The organism is Silvimonas terrae, assembly GCF_014202765.1.
Taxonomy (GTDB): Bacteria; Pseudomonadota; Gammaproteobacteria; order Burkholderiales; family Chitinibacteraceae; genus Silvimonas; species Silvimonas terrae.
The window spans coordinates 205,217-222,825 of sequence record NZ_JACHHN010000008.1; the positions used below are offsets into that span (position 1 = coordinate 205,217).

The 17,609-nt window shown below is 58.5% G+C and carries 16 protein-coding genes; 8 read left to right on the forward strand and 8 right to left on the reverse strand.

Annotated features, from left to right (window positions below):
• Positions 1–257 precede the first annotated feature (257 nt).
• From infA to HNQ50_RS17920, 5 genes are all read right to left on the reverse strand, one after another.
• A complete protein-coding gene (gene infA, locus HNQ50_RS17900; RefSeq protein ID WP_184102568.1) occupies positions 258–536 on the reverse strand; it encodes a translation initiation factor IF-1 in 279 nt (92 codons plus the stop codon).
• Positions 537–1,380: 844 nt separating this feature from the next.
• On the reverse strand, positions 1,381–2,445 hold the full coding sequence (locus HNQ50_RS17905; RefSeq protein WP_184102569.1) for an MBL fold metallo-hydrolase: 1,065 nt from the start codon (positions 2,443–2,445) through the stop codon (positions 1,381–1,383).
• 80 nt (positions 2,446–2,525) lie between these two features.
• Positions 2,526–3,182, reverse strand: coding sequence for a peroxiredoxin (locus HNQ50_RS17910; RefSeq protein WP_184102570.1), 657 nt, complete (start codon positions 3,180–3,182; stop codon positions 2,526–2,528).
• 112 nt (positions 3,183–3,294) lie between these two features.
• Entirely contained in the window at positions 3,295–3,960 is a 666-nt protein-coding gene (locus HNQ50_RS17915) for a Crp/Fnr family transcriptional regulator (protein WP_184102571.1), read from the reverse strand.
• 42 nt (positions 3,961–4,002) lie between these two features.
• Positions 4,003–4,572 (reverse strand): cysteine dioxygenase family protein, encoded by a 570-nt coding sequence (locus HNQ50_RS17920; protein WP_184102572.1) that lies wholly within the window; start codon positions 4,570–4,572, stop codon positions 4,003–4,005.
• 255 nt (positions 4,573–4,827) lie between these two features.
• On the opposite strand from HNQ50_RS17920, the gene HNQ50_RS17925 reads away from it, so the two are divergent.
• From HNQ50_RS17925 to HNQ50_RS17935, 3 genes are all read left to right on the forward strand, one after another.
• Positions 4,828–5,229: a DUF1398 domain-containing protein gene (locus tag HNQ50_RS17925; RefSeq protein ID WP_184102573.1), complete on the forward strand. Its 402-nt coding sequence runs from the start codon at positions 4,828–4,830 to the stop codon at positions 5,227–5,229.
• Positions 5,230–5,432: 203 nt separating this feature from the next.
• Positions 5,433–5,867: a MerR family transcriptional regulator gene (locus tag HNQ50_RS17930; protein WP_184102574.1), complete on the forward strand. Its 435-nt coding sequence runs from the start codon at positions 5,433–5,435 to the stop codon at positions 5,865–5,867.
• The gene (locus HNQ50_RS17935) at positions 5,827–6,243 is read left to right on the forward strand and encodes a carboxymuconolactone decarboxylase family protein (protein WP_184102575.1); all 417 of its coding nucleotides are present in this window, start codon (positions 5,827–5,829) and stop codon (positions 6,241–6,243) included. Before HNQ50_RS17930 ends, HNQ50_RS17935 begins: the two co-directional genes overlap by 41 nt.
• Before the next feature lie 6 nt (positions 6,244–6,249).
• On the opposite strand, the gene HNQ50_RS17940 is transcribed toward HNQ50_RS17935, so the two are convergent.
• Positions 6,250–7,104, reverse strand: coding sequence for a 23S rRNA (adenine(2030)-N(6))-methyltransferase RlmJ (locus HNQ50_RS17940; RefSeq protein ID WP_184102610.1), 855 nt, complete (start codon positions 7,102–7,104; stop codon positions 6,250–6,252).
• Positions 7,105–7,219: 115 nt separating this feature from the next.
• Here HNQ50_RS17940 and aroA point away from each other — a divergent pair, with 115 nt between their 5' ends.
• The 3 genes from aroA (at position 7,220) to HNQ50_RS17955 (ending at position 11,895) form a co-directional block, all read left to right on the forward strand.
• Complete coding sequence (aroA, locus tag HNQ50_RS17945) at positions 7,220–8,524, forward strand: 3-phosphoshikimate 1-carboxyvinyltransferase (RefSeq protein ID WP_184102576.1); 1,305 nt, start codon at positions 7,220–7,222, stop codon at positions 8,522–8,524.
• Positions 8,525–9,207: 683 nt separating this feature from the next.
• Positions 9,208–11,097 carry a molecular chaperone HtpG gene (gene htpG / locus HNQ50_RS17950; RefSeq protein ID WP_184102577.1) on the forward strand — a complete coding sequence of 630 codons (1,890 nt, stop codon included), beginning with the start codon at positions 9,208–9,210 and terminating at the stop codon, positions 11,095–11,097.
• Positions 11,098–11,244: 147 nt separating this feature from the next.
• Positions 11,245–11,895, forward strand: a complete 651-nt coding sequence (locus tag HNQ50_RS17955) for an HAD family hydrolase (protein ID WP_184102578.1) — start codon at positions 11,245–11,247, stop codon at positions 11,893–11,895.
• A gap of 77 nt (positions 11,896–11,972) precedes the next feature.
• Here the strand turns inward: HNQ50_RS17955 and flhA are convergent, their stop codons facing one another.
• The gene (flhA, locus tag HNQ50_RS17960) at positions 11,973–14,057 is read right to left on the reverse strand and encodes a flagellar biosynthesis protein FlhA (protein WP_184102579.1); all 2,085 of its coding nucleotides are present in this window, start codon (positions 14,055–14,057) and stop codon (positions 11,973–11,975) included.
• A gap of 33 nt (positions 14,058–14,090) precedes the next feature.
• A complete protein-coding gene (gene flhB / locus HNQ50_RS17965; RefSeq protein ID WP_184102580.1) occupies positions 14,091–15,251 on the reverse strand; it encodes a flagellar biosynthesis protein FlhB in 1,161 nt (386 codons plus the stop codon).
• 124 nt (positions 15,252–15,375) lie between these two features.
• Here flhB and HNQ50_RS17970 point away from each other — a divergent pair, with 124 nt between their 5' ends.
• A complete protein-coding gene (locus tag HNQ50_RS17970) occupies positions 15,376–16,563 on the forward strand; it encodes a flagellar hook-length control protein FliK (RefSeq protein ID WP_184102581.1) in 1,188 nt (395 codons plus the stop codon).
• A 496-nt stretch (positions 16,564–17,059) separates the two neighbouring features.
• Complete coding sequence (locus tag HNQ50_RS17975) at positions 17,060–17,572, forward strand: flagellar basal body-associated FliL family protein (RefSeq protein ID WP_184102582.1); 513 nt, start codon at positions 17,060–17,062, stop codon at positions 17,570–17,572.
• Positions 17,573–17,609 lie beyond the last annotated feature (37 nt).

The window sequence follows — 17,609 nt, forward strand, 5'->3', positions numbered from 1 at the left end:
ACCATTTTGTTCAATCAACGGGGATTGCAGTGGGGGCGCGACAACAACGATAGAAAACGGGGAGATGGGGGTGAAGCGGGGGGAGGTGAACATCAACTACTCCGTCTTGTCGGGTTGTCGGTCGCCGCCAGTATAACCGAGGCAAAAATGACAAAACGATAATCATTACGGAGTAGTTGAGCTCTATACCAGGTAAAAAGACTCAGCCTGATACAACCATGCTGGCAAGACGCCAGCCGGTTTTGATGAGTGCGCGCTTAGCGGCGGCGGAACTGCGGACGGTTACCCTGGCCACCAGTCGGTCCGGGTGCACGTTCATCCTTGTGACGGAAGCTCACACGGCCCTTGGTCAGATCGTACGGCGACATTTCAACCGTGACGCGATCGCCTTCCAGCACGCGGATACGATTTTTCTGCATTTTGCCCGATGCGTAGGCAATTACTTCTACACCATTGGTCAGAACCACTTTGAAACGCGATTCCGGGAAAACTTCTGCTACGGTACCTTCCATTTCAATCAAATCTTCTTTAGCCATTGTTGCTCCAGTCAGGGCTATACAAAAAACCGCAATGCCGCCCGCCAGCCCTTGGCCAGACTGGTGCGCACACGCCGGTTTTGCTCGGGTTTGCTGCTTTAAAGGCCACCCGGAACGGTCCAGAACACTGGGGTCATACGAGCGGCAAAAAAGGATTGATGCCCGAAACGGACATTAAACCTTGATAATTATACGCCTTTTTGCTGCATTGCTCCTGACCGGTTGACGGTAAATCCGGTTTTGGGGCATTGGCGCGGTCGTTTGCGGGTCAGATGTTAAAAGAAAGTGGCGGGCAAAAGGGGCGGGCGATACAAGTAGTAACCTGAAAACGGCGCTGGTGATGATTCTGGAGGCTGTTGCTGTTGCTGTTGCTGTTGCTGTTGCTGTTGCTGTTGCTGTTGTCGTTGTTGCCGTTGCTGTTGCAGTTGGGGTTGTTTTTGACTTTCCCTCCCCGTTAAAGCCCAGCGCCGAAGGAGTGGAGGGAGACCTCAGGCTCCCGACCGACTGAGGGCAGCCCGGAGGGCCGCCCGGCTGGGGTCGCCTTTCTTTGGTTACTTTCTTTGGCGAAGCACCTCGGCGGCCCCAAAGAAAGTAACGTGGGCCCGGCACCCCGGGTATGAAATGCCTTTTAAACTCGCGCCGTCAGGCGCTAACAACCCACAACAATATTAGCCAGGCCAGCTACCCCGGATTCCCGCTATCGCTCCATCCGGGCTACACAGTGGCGCCTGCCAACAAAGGCCACCTGCGGTGGCCGGCTGGATTCCGGCGTTCGCCGGAATGACGAATCCGTGGCCCGGATGCTGTATCCACATGCTTGCACGCCCACCTGCCTGCCCGGAAATCAAACACTCCCTGGTGCCACCGGCAACGCCTCAATCTTCCACCGCAACATGCCCCCCGCCAGATTCGCCACTTTTTCAAACCCTGCCTTGGACAAAAGTACACAGGCCTGGGCGGAGCGTATCCCCGAGCGGCATACCGCCACCACCGGCCGCGCAGGGTCCAGCTCAGTCTGCCGCGCCATCAGTTGTGACAGCGGGATCAGTCTGGCATCCGGCAGGTGCCCCAGTTTGTCGATGAATTCCGGGGCTTCCCGCACGTCCACGATCTGCACATCAGCCGCGTGTTCAAACAAGGCAATGGGCTCGATCTCCCAAACGCCGCTAAAGCGCAAGGTCAGCGGGGCCCAGTCCGGGGTTTCCGGTAGTGGCGTATCACCCTCGGGCTGACCGCAACGCAGGTTGGCGGGCACGGCAACCGCCATCAGCTTGGGGTGCGGCAGGTTCAGGTTGTTCATGTGGCCGACAAAATCGCCAATGTCGGCATCGCCGCCCAGGCGCGGGTTGAAGCGTTTTTCTTCCGCCACCGTACTCACCGTGATACCACGGTAGTCATGGGCGGGATACAACAAGCAATGCGTGGGCAGGGTGAGGATCTGTTCACGCACCGAGGTAAACAATTGCTCCGGGCTGCCGCCCTGAAAGTCGGTACGACCGCAGCCCCGGATCAACAGGCTGTCGCCGGTAAAGGCCATGCTTTCATCATCCAGGACATAGGTCAGGCAACCGCTGGTATGACCGGGGGTGGCGCGCACGTTCAGCGAGCGCTGACCAAATTTGATGGGGTCACCATGACGTAGTGGCTGGTCAACCCCTACGGCTTCGGTCGCGGCAGAGAGTGCAATGCGGCTACCGCAGCGCTGGCGCAGGCGCCAGGCGCCGGTGACGTGGTCAGCATGCACATGGGTATCCAGCGTGGCGACCAGCCACAGGCCCAGTTCCTTGAGCAGCGCCATATCACGTGGCGCTTGTTCGTAGACAGGGTCTATCAGCAGCGCTTCACCACTGTCGCCCAGCAGATAGCTGTACGTGGAGGAGGTGGCATCGAAAAGCTGGCGGAAGATCATGCTGCGCTCCCCCGAAAAAGGTCTGGTGTGCAGGCTGGCGCGGCCGCTGTAACAGGTGACCGCGCCAGCGTCGGCTCGGTTTACTGCGGCTGTTTGGTCGTACGCAGGTACGGCTTGATGGTGGTAAAGCCGGGGAATTTTTCCTGGGCTTCTTCATTGCTCACGGCCGGGGTGATGATCACGTCGTCGCCTTGCTTCCAGTTCACCGGCGTTGCCACTTTGTGTTTGGCAGTCAGTTGCATGGAATCGAGCACGCGCAGGATTTCATCAAAGTTGCGGCCAGTGGTCATCGGGTAGGTGAGCATCAGCTTGATGCGCTTGTCCGGGCCGATAATGAAGACGGAACGCACGGTGGCGTTGGTGGCGGCGGTACGGCCTTCAGCAGTACCTTCTTCTTCGGCAGGCAGCATGTTGTACAGCTTGGCTACGGCCAGATCGGTATCGCCAATCATCGGGTATTTGACGGCGGCACCCTGGGTTTCTTCAATATCAGCGGCCCATTTTTCGTGGTTTTCCACGGCGTCCACCGACAGGCCGATCAGCTTGGCATTGCGCTTGGTGAACTCGGGCTCGATTTTGGCCATGTAGCCCAGTTCAGTAGTACACACCGGGGTGAAATCCTTGGGGTGCGAGAACAAGATGGCCCACTGCTCGCCAATCCAGCTATGAAAATCCAGGATGCCGTGCGTGGTGCGTGCCGTGAAATTGGGGGCAATATCGTTGATGCGCAAAGACATGACGTTCTCCAGTGAAAAGACAGAGGTTGGCAAAGGGACGACTTGAACCTGATCTGGCGGCAAGTATCCCGTATGCATATGAAAAAACTTGGTGATAAAAATCACCGGGCTTTCACAAAATGACAAATTTTTTCAGGGCGGGGACATCCAGCACCAAAACCTGGCCCCGTTCCAGCCGCACCCAGCCTTTGTGCTCAAAATCTTTGAGCAAGCGGCTGACCAGTTCCCGAAAGCTCCCCAGCTCGTCGGCAATGGCCTGGTGGGTCATCTCCACCGGGTTGGGCTTGGCGACCAGCAAGGCCGCCAGGCGTTGATCCAGCTTCTGGAAAGCGACGGCGGTGACCAGATTCATCAACTCGGTCAGACGCTCTGAAAAGCGGTTGAAGACCTGACCGCGAAATTGCTCCAGTTGTCCGAACAACTGCTTGAAACTGCCCGGTGGCAGGACCACCAGTTCCAGCTCGTCTTGCACCACGCCCCGCGCCTGATAGGGCGCATTGGCCAGCAGGCAACTGCTGGTCAAAATACAGGTCTCGCCCGGTAGCACCTGATACAGGTACAGATCCCGCCCGCTGGGGGAGGACTTGATCACCCGCGCGCTGCCCGAGAGCAAGAGCGGAAAGCCCATGCAGGGCTGGTTTTCGTCAAACATCAGCGCCCCGGCCGGCACTTTCATATACGTGGCATTGGCAAACAGCGTATGGCGTTCGGCCTCGGGCAACTCGCCCAGCAAAGGGTAGAGGCTCAGTACGCGGGACTGGATAGCAGGATCAAGCAAGGGAGTACCTTTTCCGGGTGACACGCCGGCAGGCGACGTGGGTTAACTCTCGTTGTGCGACACATCGATGCGCTGGCGTGTGCGGGTGGCGACATCGTAGATATTGAAACTGTTCATGGTGCGGCCATACAAATGCAGACTGACGGCGCGCTCCCGATTGACCGGCACGCCGGTGACGTGGATGTGGTCCGGGTTAGGCACAAAACTGGTTACCGCACCGCGACCCAGCAATAGCGTGCCGCCGCGGGCCAGTTCAATGTCTGAGTCGGCGCTGCGATCGGGAGACAAGCGCACGTAGCTGCGCTCTTCCAGCACGCCTTCCACCACGCCGACCACGCCCCAGCTGCCGTGGTCATGCACGGGCGTCCATTGCCCGGGCAGCCAGACCAGCGCGTACAGCGATAAGCCGGCATCTGGCGCGTTGTAGACCAGGTTGCGCGTATAGCTGCTTGCATCGCTGCGAAAATGCTGCGGCTCCAGAAAGGTGCCGGCGTGTTCGATCAGATCCAGCATGAGTGGCGCCAGGGCCAGCACGCAGTCGGCGGGTTCGGGTACATCATGGCTACAGGCGGACGCTGCGTTGATGAACGCAGCCAGGGCGGTAGAAGTCATGGATATGTCCGGCAAAAAGTGGGGCCACGGTATTGCTGCGCTCAGACTAGTGCCTTGGCGCAAGACTGGCAAACCCGCTTGCGTGTTGATAGGGGTCAACGGTGTTGTCGGCGCATTCTTACAAAAAAGACGACCGTGCAACAACCGCACAGGCCTGGCCGTGCTGCCGACGTCAAGATTTCTTTCCTTTCCATTTACTGCGGATGGATTCCGGCTATCAATAAACTGAAACGGGGTTGAGGCAAGGAGTTCGTCATGGATGGCGCAGTCCGGCAAGTCATTGAGCAGAGTAACCACAATGCCTTCACCGGCCAGTCTGGCTTTGGTGCGGAGGTGGGCAGCCTGATGCTGGTTGGCGTCGAATCGTATTTTGTTGATTATCGTCTGCGGACCGTGACCTATTACATGCCTGACGATGAAACCTGTACCTTGACCATGGTTGTCCCGGCGCAACCCATCTCACGCCTGTTCGACCAGCCTGCCCTGATCGCCGCCATTCGCAGCGCACGGAGTGGGGCGGTGAAATACCCGGAGTTTGTGGCCAGGTCGATGGCCGCAGGGTGCGTCGGTTATCTGGTCTGGCTGGTCGGTCAGCACGTCAGCTATCTGGGCCGCAAAGGTGTGGCCTACGTTGATCCGTTTCTGGGCTCGGATTGAGTCTGCCCAACAGGCAGGCTGTCCCGACGTCGCCGGTGCCTCTGCTCTGGCAGCGCGCATATCTTGCTGATGGTCTGCGCAGCCCCCGGGATTGCCGCCTGCCGTTTGCCCAACGCACCCCGCTGACCTGGACTTGATTGCCCGCAAAAAATATCATGCAGGGTGCTTGACCTGGAGCGCACTCTAACTTGCAGGATGTCGACATGGACCCTTTCATGCAGATCGAAGACATGGCGCAACGCACGGGCCTCACCGCTCATACCTTGCGCTATTACGAGCGGATTGGCCTGATCGCTCCGGTGCAGCGCGCACCGGGCGGGCAGCGTCGCTACGCGCCGGCTGATCTGACATGGATCGAGTTCCTGCTGCGCTTGCGCAATACCGGCATGCCGATCCGGCAAATGCAGGTTTACGCACACATGCGCAGCGTAGGGGAGAGTACGCTCGTTGCCCGGCATGCGCTGTTGCAAGCGCATCTGGAAGAGGTGGAAAAGCAACTGGCCGAGCTGGCGCAAACCGCCGGTTATTTGCGCCAGAAGATTGCCATCTATGACGAGCAGGTCTCCCTCCAGCCACCATCTTGTGAGGAAACCCGCCATGAACAGCCCAACCCAACCCGGTCTGACCGAAACCCGTGACGACCGTTTTGCCCGCGGCCTCGTTAAACTGACCCAGATTGATGGCGACGCGGGCGAGGCCGTTGTGGCCCGCGTGGGTGCCATTGCGCCGGATTTTGCGCGCTATCTGGTGGAGTACGGTTTTGGCGACATCTATAGCCGTTCCGGCCTGAATCTGCGGGACCGGGAAATCGCCGTGGTCGCCGCGCTGACCGCGCTGGGCAATGCCACGCCGCAACTCAAGGTGCATCTGAATGCGGCCCTTAACGTGGGCGTGACGCGGGATGAAATCCTGGAGGTGCTGATGATGATGTCCGTCTACGCCGGTTTCCCCGCCGCGCTCAATGGCTTGTTTGCGGCGCAGGAGGTCTTTGCCACCCGGGATGCGGCAGCGTAACCCGGATCAGCCGGCGGCGTTTTCGTGGTAATCGAGTACATAACGCGCGCCGGTATCCAGCCCCAGCTTCTTGACCAGTAACGGCATCACCGGGGTCAGCGCCTCTTTCAGCGTCCACGGCGGGTTGAGGATGAACATGCCGCTGCCATGCATGCCGAAACCATCGGCAGAAGGAGATTGCACGGTCAGGCTGGCATGCAGCCAGGACTTGGCCGGCAAAGCTTTGAGCCTGGCCGGCAGGGTGCGCACTTCTTCACGCTGCAATTGCGGATACCAGATGGCGTATGTGCCAGTGGCAAAGCGCTTGAGGGCGTCTTGCAGGGCATCAATCACGCGCTGGTAGTCGCCCTTGTCCTCATACGGCGGGTCAATCAGCGTGAGGCCGCGGCGGGAGGGTGGCGGCAGCACGGCCTTGATGCCGGCGAAACCGTCACCGACGTCCACCTGGGCTTGCCGGCCGTAATGTTCCATATTGCCGATCAGCAATTTGCTGTCACTGGAATGCAGTTCAAACAGCCGCGCCTTGTCTTGTTCGCGCAGTACTTGCAGCGCGCAAGCCGGAGAGCCCGGATAGAACTGCAACTGGCCATTGGGGTTGAACTGGCGGATCACGTCTACGTAATCGGCCAGCGCGTCGGGCAAATCGGTGTCCTGCCACAAACGTTCAATGCCGCCCGTGAACTCGGCATTTTTGGTGGCATAGCCTTCCACCAGCGAATACATCCCCGCGCCAGCGTGGGTATCCACGTAGGTATACGGTTTGTCTTTCTGGTTCAGATAGCGCAGCAACGCAATCTGGATGGTGTGTTTGAGTACGTCGGCATGGTTACCGGCGTGAAAGGCGTGGCGATAGCTCAGCATGGCAGGCGCAGCAAAGGTCAATTCGCCATTGTACCGGATGGTGACGGCAGAATCGCGTGCCGCTGGCGCCAGGGCTGTTATCATGGGGGTTTTCCCGCACGTAGCCGTCCAGACTATGACCACTGCCGAATACCTCGACTTAGCCCCCATCTCCCGCGTGAATGGCACCGTGGTGCTGCCCGGTTCCAAAAGCATTTCCAACCGCATCCTCTTGCTGGCCGCGCTGGCAGGCGGCAAAACCGAGGTCAAAGGCCTGCTGGCCAGCGACGATATCGAACGCATGCTGGAAGCCATGACGACCCTGGGTGTGAAGTGGACGCAAACACCCGGCACACGTGATTTTGTGGTGGAGGGCGTGGGTGGCCAGTTTGCGGTGAAACAGGCTGACCTCTTTCTGGGTAATGCGGGTACCGCGTTTCGCCCGCTGACCGCCGCGCTGGCGCTGGCTGGCGGCAGCTACAAACTGCACGGCGTGCCGCGCATGCACGAGCGCCCGATTGGCGATCTGGTGGACGCCCTGCGTGTGGTTGGTGCGGATATTGAATATCTGGGTAATGAAGGTTTCCCGCCGCTGCAATTGCGCCCGGCCAGCATCAGTGCGGGTCGCCGCGTGCCGGTGAAGGGCAATGTCTCCAGCCAGTTCCTCACGGCCTTGTTGATGGCGCTGCCTTTGACGGGCGAAGACGTAACCATTGAAGTGATCGGCGAACTGATCTCCAAGCCGTACATTGAAATCACGCTGAACCTGATGGCGCGCTTTGGCGTGAAGGTAGAACGCAATGGCTGGAACGAGTTTGTGATTCGTGGCGGCCAGATTTACCAAAGCCCCGGTGTGGTGCACGTGGAAGGTGATGCCTCGAGCGCATCTTACTTCCTTGCCGCTGGTGCGATTGGCGGTGGCCTGGTGCGGGTGGAAGGCGTGGGCAGCGAGAGCATTCAGGGTGACAAGCGCTTTGCCGAGGTACTGGAACAAATGGGCGCGCAGATCACCTGGGCGGCCAACCACATTGAAGCTGCGCCACCTGCGACCGGCAAACTCAAAGCGCTGGATGTCGATCTGAATCACATTCCGGATGCCGCCATGACCATTGCCGTTGCTGCGCTGTTTGCCGAAGGCACCACCACCATCCGCAATATCGAGAGTTGGCGCGTGAAAGAAACCGATCGCCTCTCAGCCATGGCGACCGAATTGCGCAAAGTGGGCGCAGCGGTGGAAGAAGGCCAGGATTACATCCGCGTCACCCCGCCGGCCGATCTGATCCCGCATGCGGCAATCGACACCTATGACGATCACCGCATGGCGATGTGTTTTTCGCTGGTGGCGCTGGGCGGCGTGCCGGTCCGGATCAATGATCCGAAATGCACGGCGAAGACGTTCCCGACCTATTTTGAGGTGCTGGCAGGGATTAGCCAGGCTTGACGCTATGGGGCTGCGATCGTTTTTACGTCTACTGCTTGGGCTGCTTGGTCTTGAATTGTTGGCAACCATTGCGGTAGGCCTGTTCAGGCACGGCCGTGCCCTTGGCGAGTTCGTAGCGCAGGGCCCGTGGGTTGGGTTTGGGTGCTTTGCCTTGGGCTGCCTTATCGCCCTCGGCGCAAGTCGCGGTACAGGCATTGTGGAACTTGACGCGACTAGCAACGCATCCGCTTCGCCCTGGTTGGTTCGCTGGTATATCGAGGCTGGGTCATTGACCGGACTGGAACAGGCTTTCTTCCTGGTCCTCGCTGGAAGCATTTGGGGAATAGGGGCCTACTGGCTGTTGTAATCGATAGAAACGTAGCCCGGATGAAGGCTAACGGCCGAGAATCCGGGGTGGCAATGCCGGAGAAGAATCCGCTCCGGCAAAGGTTGCGACCCCGGACTCCCGCCTTCGGCTTCATCCGGGCTACGCGTGGTTCTTGGCCGCAAAGGCCGCCCGCAATGGCCACGCTGGATTCCTGCCCCCGCGGAAACGAAGAGTTTGTGAAGAACAAGTCACTCCTCTCCCGCGCAGCAAATAACAAATACCCCCACCTTGAAAGCGGTTTTCCCCGTCCCCATCTCAACGCCCATCCGCCGCACGCGGCATCGACACATCAGATCGACACCGGAGCTTTAGATCCATGAGTAAAGAAACACTGGGCTTTCAGGCCGAAGTCAAACAACTCTTGCAGTTGATGATTCACTCCCTGTACTCCAACAAAGAGATTTTCCTGCGCGAGTTGATCTCCAATGCCTCCGACGCGTGCGACAAGCTGCGCTTTGAGGCCATCAATCATGGCGATCTGTACGAAGGCGACGGTGATCTCAATATCCGCCTGTCCTTTGATAAAGACGCCCGTACCGTCACCATTGCTGACAATGGCATTGGCATGACGCGCGATGAAGTCATTGCCAATATCGGGACCATTGCCCGCTCCGGCACCAAAGAATTCTTCAGCAAACTGTCTGGCGATGCCGCTAAAGACAGCCACCTGATCGGCCAGTTTGGCGTAGGTTTTTACTCGGCCTTTATCGTGGCAGACAAGGTCACTCTGACCACCCGCCGCGCTGGTGTGGCAGCCGATCAAGCCGTGCGTTGGGAGTCTGGCGGCGAGGGCGATTTCACGCTGGAAGACGTCACCAAGGCCGGTCGTGGTACCGAGATTGTGTTGCACCTGAAAGAAGGCGAAGACGAGTTTCTGGACGACTGGCGCCTGCGCAGCATCATCCGCAAATACTCGGATCACATCAGCCTGCCCATCCTGATGGCCAAACAGCCGGGCTACGACAAGGACGGCAATATCGAACCGGCCGAGGGCGAAGAAGCGGTCAACCAGGCCAACGCGCTGTGGACCCGTAACAAGTCTGAAATCACCGACGAGCAGTACCAGGAATTCTACAAGCACGTCTCGCACGACTTTGATGAGCCGCTGGCCTGGAGCCACGCCCGCATTGAAGGTCGTCAGGAATACACCGAACTCTTGTACATCCCCAAACGCGCGCCGTTTGACCTGTATGAGCGCGACCGTCGCCACGGCGTGAAGCTGTATGTGAAGCGCGTATTCATCATGGAAGATGCGGAAAAGCTGATGCCGCAATATCTGCGCTTTGTGCGTGGGGTGATTGATTCTGCTGATCTGCCGCTTAACGTCTCGCGTGAGATTCTGCAAGCCAGCCGTGAAGTGGAAACCATCAAGTCCGGTTGCGTGAAGAAAGTACTGGGCGTGCTGGAAGACCTGGCCGAAAACAAGCCTGAGGATTACAAGACCTTCTGGACCGAGTTTGGCAAGGTACTCAAGGAAGGCGCGGGCGAAGACTTCGCCAACAAGGAACGCATTGCCAAGTTGCTGCGCTTTGCCTCGACCCACGACGATAGCACCGAGCAAAATGTCTCGCTGGCCGATTATGTGGGCCGTCTGAAAGCAGGTCAGGACAAGATTTACTACATCACGGCCGATACCTTTGCCGGCGCGCAGCACAGCCCGCATCTGGAAATCTTCCGCAAGAAGGGCATTGAAGTCCTGTTGCTGTCTGATCGCGTGGACGAGTGGCTGACCTCCAGCCTGACCGAGTTTGAAGGCAAGCCACTGCAATCGGTCGCCAAGGGTGAGCTTGATCTGACCGCGTTTGAAGATGAGGCAGAAAAGCAGCAGCAACAAGCTGCGGTGGAAGAGTTCAAGGACGTGATCGAACAGCTCAAGAGCACGCTGGGCGACAAGGTTAAAGACGTGCGTGTCACGCACCGTCTGACCGACAGCCCGGCGTGTCTGGTGGTGGAGAACTTTGACATGAGCGCCAATCTGGAACGTCTGCTGAAATCGGCTGGCCAGGATGTCAAAGCCACGCGCCCGATTCTGGAAGTGAACCCGGAACACGTGCTGGTGAAAAAGCTCAAGGCACAGATGGGTGGTGAGCGCTTTGAGGACTGGACGCATCTCTTGTACGACCAGGCAGTGCTGGCGGAAGGGGCACAACTGGAAGATCCGGCCGGGTTTGTGAAGCGCCTGAATGGCTTGATGGCCGGCTTGTAATGGGGCGGGTGGCCGCGTGCCACCACCCCTCGCAAATACGATGTCATATTGCCAGGTAAAAAGAGCACGCTGAGGCGTGCTCTTTTTCATGCCTCAAACAATCGGATATTCCTGATAATAGTGGCTCCTGACTGTAAAGAGCCCGCCATGCGACCCGATTTCATCCTGTTTGACCTCGACGGCACCTTGAGTGATCCGCTCGAAGGCATTGCCAATTGCATGAACCATGCACTGGTCCACTTTGGTTATCCGGCGCGCAGTCAGTCTGAGTTATCGCGTTACGTTGGTCCGCCGATCGACATCAACTTTGCCAAAGAAACCGGTAGCAAAGACCCGGCGCATATTGCTGCGCTGATTGAGCGTTACCGCGAGCGTTATGCCATTTACGGGCATCTGGAAAACCGCTTGTACGGCGAAGTACCTGCCATGCTGGCGGGGCTGGCAGAGGAGGGCATTCCCATGGCGGTATGTACCTCCAAACGCCGGGATTTTGCCGAGAAAATCCTGGTGCATTTTGACCTGCAAGATTACTTCCAGTTTGTCGACGGCGGAGACATTGGCGTACAGAAGTGGCAACAGATTGCTGCCATGCGTGCCGCCAACAAAGTGCCAGAGAACACGCTGATGGTCGGCGACCGGGGTGTGGACATGATCGCGGCGCATCGCAACGGGCTGACCGCGGCCGGCGTGTTGTGGGGCTATGGTTCGCTGGATGAACTGGCCGCGCACAAGCCGCGTTTCCTGTTTGATCAGCCCGGGCAATTGCTGGCGGCTTTGCGCCAGACCGAAACCGTCTAAGCCGGGGTTAGCCCGTTAAAAAGGCCGGGGTGCATTGCACGCCGGCCTTTTTGTTGCCTGCCCGATCACCTGCTTGTTCAGGCGCCGCCCAGCACACCGACAATACGGATGGACTTGGTGTCCGGAATCTCGTTGTGGGCGATCACCCGCAGATTGGGGATGGAGCGGCGCAAAAAACGGCTCAGCATCGGACGCAGGTTGCCTGGCGTGATCAGGACCGGATTGAAACCTTGCGCTTCCAGTTCTTCGGTCACGTTGGAGGCCTGCTTGAGCAAACGTTCTGCCAGGCCTGGCTCCAGCCCGCCTTGCGACTTGCCAGAGGCGGCGTTGACCAGGATGTTTTCCAGATGCGGTTCCAGCGTAATCACCGGTAACTCGGTTTCGCCAGGGAACAACTGGTGGATGATGGCGCGGCCCAGCGCCACGCGCACGGCGGCGGTCAGATCGTCGATATCCTGGGTGCGGCCGATATGCTCACCCAGCGTTTCCAGAATGGTCCGCAGGTCACGCACGTGCATGCCTTCGTCCAGCAGGTTTTGCAGCACTTTTTGCACCGTACCCACAGGTACGAGCTTGGGCACCAGGTCTTCCACCAGCTTGGGGGCCTCTTTGGCAAAGTGGTCTACCAGTTGCTGGACTTCCTCGCGACCCAGCAATTCTGCCGCGTGGCTTTGCAACACATTGGAGATATGTGTGCCGACTACGGTAGAAGCATCGACCACGGTATAACCCATGGCTTGCGCCGGGTCACGCAGGCTGCCTTCAATCCATACCGCAGGCAGCCCAAAGGTCGGGTCTTTGGTCGGCGTGCCGGCCAGTTGCCCGCTGGCGCTACCTGGGTTGATGGCCAGCCATTGCCCGACAAACGCTTCGCCTGCGCCTACATCCACACCCTTGAGCTGAATGCGGTACTGGTTCGGTTTGAGTTCCAGGTTATCGCGGATATGCACTGCCGGGACGAGGAAACCCAGGTCCTGCGCAATCTTTTTGCGAATGCCGCGAATCCGCCGCAACAACTCGCCATCCTGATTGCGGTCGACCAGCGGAATCAACCGGTAGCCCACTTCCAGGCCAATCGGATCGACCGGTTGCACGTCGGCCCAACTGACTTCCTGCAAGGGTTGCTCTGCGGCCGGGCCCGCCGGAGCGGCTGCGGCATTGGCGCGGGCAATCTCTGCGGCTTTTTCGGCCTGCGCGCTCTTTTTGGTGCGGTTTTCCAGCGAGTACGCCACCCCGGCCAGCAAACCGGCCAGGGTCAAAAAGGCCACGTGAGGCATGCCGGGGACAATCCCCATCAATCCCAACACGCCAGCGGTGATGTACATGACCTGCGGGCGCGAGAACAATTGACCCAGCAACTGTTGCGAGAGGTCTGTGTCTGACCCGACGCGCGAGACGACAATACCGGCCGCCATGGAAATGATCAGCGACGGAATCTGCGCGACCAGGCCATCACCGATCGTCAACAAGGTATAAGTGCGGCCAGCGTCGGCAAAGGCCATGTCATGCTGGACCATGCCCACGATCAGGCCGCCGACAATGTTGATGACCATGATCAGGATACCGGCCACGGCATCGCCGCGAACGAATTTGGACGCACCATCCATAGAGCCGAAGAAGTCGGCTTCATCTGCAATGTTGCGGCGGCGGCGGCGTGCTTCGTCTTCGCCAATCAGGCCGGCGTTCAAGTCCGCATCAATGGCCATCTGTTTGCCGGGCATGGCATCCAGGGTGAAGCGCGCGCTCACTTCGGCGATCCGGCCGGCACCTTTGGTAATCACCACAAAGTTGATGATGGTGAGAATCACGAAGGCGACGATACCCACGGTGAGGTTGTCACCAATCAGCACGTGACCAAACGCTTCAATCACTTTGCCGGCGGCATCTGCGCCGGTGTGCCCCTCGGTCAGCACCAGTTTGGTTGACGCCACGTTCAGCGCCAGGCGCAGCAAGGTGGTGAACAGCAGCACGGTCGGGAAGGCCGAGAATTCCAGCGGCTCGCGCGTATACAGGCCCACCATCAAGACAACGATGGACATGGCAATGTTGAAGGTAAAGAAGAAGTCCAGCACCAGGGGTGGCAGGGGCAGGATCATCATGCCCAGAATCATCAGGACAAGGACCGGCACCGCCAGCAGGTTCAGATTGATTTTACGCCACATGATGACAGGTGGCTTTTACCAGGGTGTTCATAGTCAGAAGGTGCTTCCGTCTTCGTTACCGCGATCGTGTTCAGGGTCTAGCTCGGTGGGCACTGGCAGATCGTTATTGAGTTTCGGCTGGTGGCCGCCGTGGCTCTGCCAGTTTTTCAACTGGTAGATATACGCCAGAACCTCGGCAGCCGCAGTATACAGCGCGGCTGGAATCTCCTGATCCAATTCCGTGTGATGGTAGAGCGCGCGGGCAAATGGTGGCGTGCGTACCACAATCACCTTGTTCTCTTTGGCAATATCAATAATGCGCTCGGCCAGCAGGTAAGCCCCCTTGGCGACGACCTGCGGCGCGCGCATGCGCTCGTTGTATTGCAATGCCACGGCGTAATGGGTCGGATTGGTCACCACCACATCCGCCTTGGGAATGCGCGACATCATGCGCCGGCGGGCGGCTTCACGTTGCAGTTGGCGGATACGCCCCTTCACGTGCGGATCGCCTTCAGACTCTTTGTGCTCCTGCTTGACCTCTTCTTTGGTCATGCGCAGGTTCTTGTAGTAGTCCCACAGCTGGTAGGGCACATCAATGGCGGCAATAAAGCCCATGCCGCCGATCACCAGCAGCAAGGTATGGCGGGTCATTTCCCACAGATAGATATAACTGACCCGCTCGGGCATGACGGCCAGTTGCACCATCTCGCCCCGTTCCCGCCAGAGAACCACACAGGCCACCCCGCCAATCAGGCCCGATTTGAGAATGGCTTTGCTCATATCGACCAGCGCACGGACCGAGACCAGCCGTCCCAGGCCAGAACCTGGATTAAGCCGGCCAAAATTGGGGGCGAGCGTTTCAGTGGTGAATAGCCAGCCCCCCAACACCATGGGGCTAAGCAAACCGGCTACCGCGCAGGCTGCGGCAATGGGCAGGCCGGCAAATAACGCGCTGTGCAGCGCATCGACCAGCAGGGGAAACAACCGGGTCGCATCCTGGACCGAGGCATGATCGAAACTCAGTGCCTGGGTGAAGATATGCACCAGCACCTGCGCCAGCGCCGGGCCCATCGAGACCGTGGCCAGCAGCCCGGTCATCATGATGGCAAACGAGCCCAGTTCCTGGGAGCGCGGTACTTGCCCACGCTTGCGGGCTTCTTCCAGCCGTTTGGACGTGGCTGGTTCGGTTTTTTCGAGATCTGAATCTTCTGCCATGTCTGTCTGCGTGATGAGGTGCGCTGTTTGCAGAGTTTAACAGCGCCATCAGCCAGGCTGGCACTGCTTTTGCTTTTATGGTCTCAGACTGTATATCAATTGCTTCAAAACCAGAGACTGCACCATGCCAGCCAGCGCCATTAATCCATTCCAGATGTCTGCCAATAGTACGTCTGGCACGTCCCAGCAGAACAATAATGGCAGCGGTGTCGACTTTGGCGCGACCCTGTCCGACGCGCGACAGTCTGCCAGCAATAGCAGTAGCAACCAGTCCACACAAAAGAGCAGTCAGAACCAGACGCAGCAGGCGCAAAGCCAGACCCAGAAAAGCAGCAACCAGGACTCGGACAACAGCACAGATAGCGCTACCGCCGCCAGCAAAGCCGCGGCCCGCGTGGCTGCCGCACAAGACAAGCAGGATGCCGAGCCCGATAGCGGCACGGCGGCCTGGCTGGCCATGCTGCAATCCATGCTCGGTCAGACCCAGACCCAGGTGCAACCGACCACCACCACCGATACCAGTAGTACGAGTTCGCAAGATGCGACCTCTGCGTTGTCGTCACTTAGCGCCTGGTTGTCTGCCCATCAGAACGGCGACGCCGACACCACGCAAGGCAATGATGTCCAGACGCTGGCCCAGGCCTTGCAAGCGGCCAACGGTAAAAACGGCAAAGACACGGCGGATATTGCCGCTGACGACGGCAATTTTTTGCCGCTGCTGCAAACCGCCATCACGGATAACCAAACCAGCGATGACAAGAACACTGACGCTGCGGCAATCGCACAACTGTCCGCCACTCAGCAACATGCCAGCCAGGCCAGCAACCAGGCGGATGCCAGCAAGCAAGTGGTGCCATCCCACCAGATTGATCTGCCAGTGACCGACAATAAGTGGAGTGACGCCGTGGCCCAGCGTGTATCGCTGATGGTCGGCAAGCAGGAACAACAACTGGACATGCAATTGAACCCGCCCCATCTGGGCCCGATGGAAGTGCGTTTGTCCATGGCGCAGGATCAGGCCAGCGTGATCTTTACCTCGCAGCACGCCAATGTGCGTGAAGCGTTGGCCGCCGCGACACCGCGCCTGACCGCGCTGCTGGCCGATCAGGGCATTACGCTGACCAATGTGCAGGTGGCATCGGATTCCCTGAACCAGCAAGCACAACAACAAGCCCAACGCCAGTTTGATGGTAACCAGGCGCGCAACGGCAACTGGTCGGGGGATGCCGATAACAGTGTTTCTGGTGTGACTCAGGTATCGACCACCATGCGTATTCCGGTAGCGCGTTCGGGGCTTAATCTCTGGGCGTGAGCGGGTGTGATTGATGCTGGCCGGCCGGTGTCGCAGGCCGCGCTTTCATCGACATGAATATGACATGAATAATAGCCATCGGCTGTTCCCTGTCTGGGGCACCGGTGGCTTTGTTCTATCCGGCGGGGCGGGGGCCTGGCCTGGTGATCAGCCTAAAAGCGACACGAATCAATCCGGTTGGGATCATTGCGCCGCAATCGCGTAAGCTTGAGCTTGTTTTCTGCGCCGATTATGGGTATAACCCGCGCAGGCTGGGTCAATGCCGCTTGCCTCCTTGCAACGCAAGGCGCGCAGGTCGCCGGTCTGGCGATGGGGCTGGAGATCAGCGCCGCAGATGTAAATGTCGTATGCATTTGATTTCGCCTGGATTCTGTAAGAATCACACGCGATAATGCATAAATGAGACATGAGGCCATCGCGCTGAGGCACTGGCCCATCACTGGATACGTCGCCGGATCGGTCCGGCCGCAACAAGTACCAAAACTCGAGGAACACCATGGCCGAAGAAGCTGCGCCCAAAAAGAAATCCAAGTTGTTGCTGTTCATCATTCTGGGCGTGGTTTTGGTCCTGCTCATTGCCGGTGGGGTAGTGGGGTTCCTGCTCGTGCATAGCAGCAGTGACGATAGTGGTGGCGACAGCGCTGAAGCGCCTGCGCATCAAACCAAAAAGAAAGCCAAGAAGAAGGACGAGCATCCGCCTATCTTCGAAAAATTGTCCCAGTTCACGGTGAATCTCAATTCGCCGGATCAGGAGACCATGCTGCAGACGGATATCACGGTAGAAGTCGCTGACGCTGAAACCGAAGAAACACTCAAGAACATGCTGCCCAAAATCCAGAATGAAGTGAACAAGCTCTTGCGCAGCAAATCACCGGATTACATGCGTGCGCCCAACAGCACCGACAAGCTGGCGAGCGAAATTCGTGCCGCCATCAATAAAGTTCTGGGCGTAAGTTCCGATGATGAAGGTGTACTGTCGGTGAACTTCACCACCTTCATCGTGCAATAAACCAGAAATAAACCAGAAAACAGTCAGATCAGGGCAT

Excerpts from the sequence above, each read along its gene's own strand:
- flhB (WP_184102580.1), bottom strand. The coding sequence starts at position 15,251 with ATGGCAGAAGATTCAGATCTCGAAAAAACCGAACCAGCCACGTCCAAA.
- flhA (WP_184102579.1), bottom strand. The coding sequence starts at position 14,057 with ATGTGGCGTAAAATCAATCTGAACCTGCTGGCGGTGCCGGTCCTTGTC.
- htpG (WP_184102577.1), top strand. The coding sequence starts at position 9,208 with ATGAGTAAAGAAACACTGGGCTTTCAGGCCGAAGTCAAACAACTCTTG.
- HNQ50_RS17910 (WP_184102570.1), bottom strand. The coding sequence starts at position 3,182 with ATGTCTTTGCGCATCAACGATATTGCCCCCAATTTCACGGCACGCACC.
- HNQ50_RS17930 (WP_184102574.1), top strand. The coding sequence starts at position 5,433 with ATGGACCCTTTCATGCAGATCGAAGACATGGCGCAACGCACGGGCCTC.
- HNQ50_RS17905 (WP_184102569.1), bottom strand. The coding sequence starts at position 2,445 with ATGATCTTCCGCCAGCTTTTCGATGCCACCTCCTCCACGTACAGCTAT.
- HNQ50_RS17925 (WP_184102573.1), top strand. The coding sequence starts at position 4,828 with ATGGATGGCGCAGTCCGGCAAGTCATTGAGCAGAGTAACCACAATGCC.
- HNQ50_RS17920 (WP_184102572.1), bottom strand. The coding sequence starts at position 4,572 with ATGACTTCTACCGCCCTGGCTGCGTTCATCAACGCAGCGTCCGCCTGT.
- infA (WP_184102568.1), bottom strand. The coding sequence starts at position 536 with ATGGCTAAAGAAGATTTGATTGAAATGGAAGGTACCGTAGCAGAAGTT.
- HNQ50_RS17955 (WP_184102578.1), top strand. The coding sequence starts at position 11,245 with ATGCGACCCGATTTCATCCTGTTTGACCTCGACGGCACCTTGAGTGAT.
- HNQ50_RS17970 (WP_184102581.1), top strand. The coding sequence starts at position 15,376 with ATGCCAGCCAGCGCCATTAATCCATTCCAGATGTCTGCCAATAGTACG.
- HNQ50_RS17940 (WP_184102610.1), bottom strand. The coding sequence starts at position 7,104 with ATGCTGAGCTATCGCCACGCCTTTCACGCCGGTAACCATGCCGACGTA.
- HNQ50_RS17935 (WP_184102575.1), top strand. The coding sequence starts at position 5,827 with ATGAACAGCCCAACCCAACCCGGTCTGACCGAAACCCGTGACGACCGT.
- HNQ50_RS17975 (WP_184102582.1), top strand. The coding sequence starts at position 17,060 with ATGGCCGAAGAAGCTGCGCCCAAAAAGAAATCCAAGTTGTTGCTGTTC.
- aroA (WP_184102576.1), top strand. The coding sequence starts at position 7,220 with ATGACCACTGCCGAATACCTCGACTTAGCCCCCATCTCCCGCGTGAAT.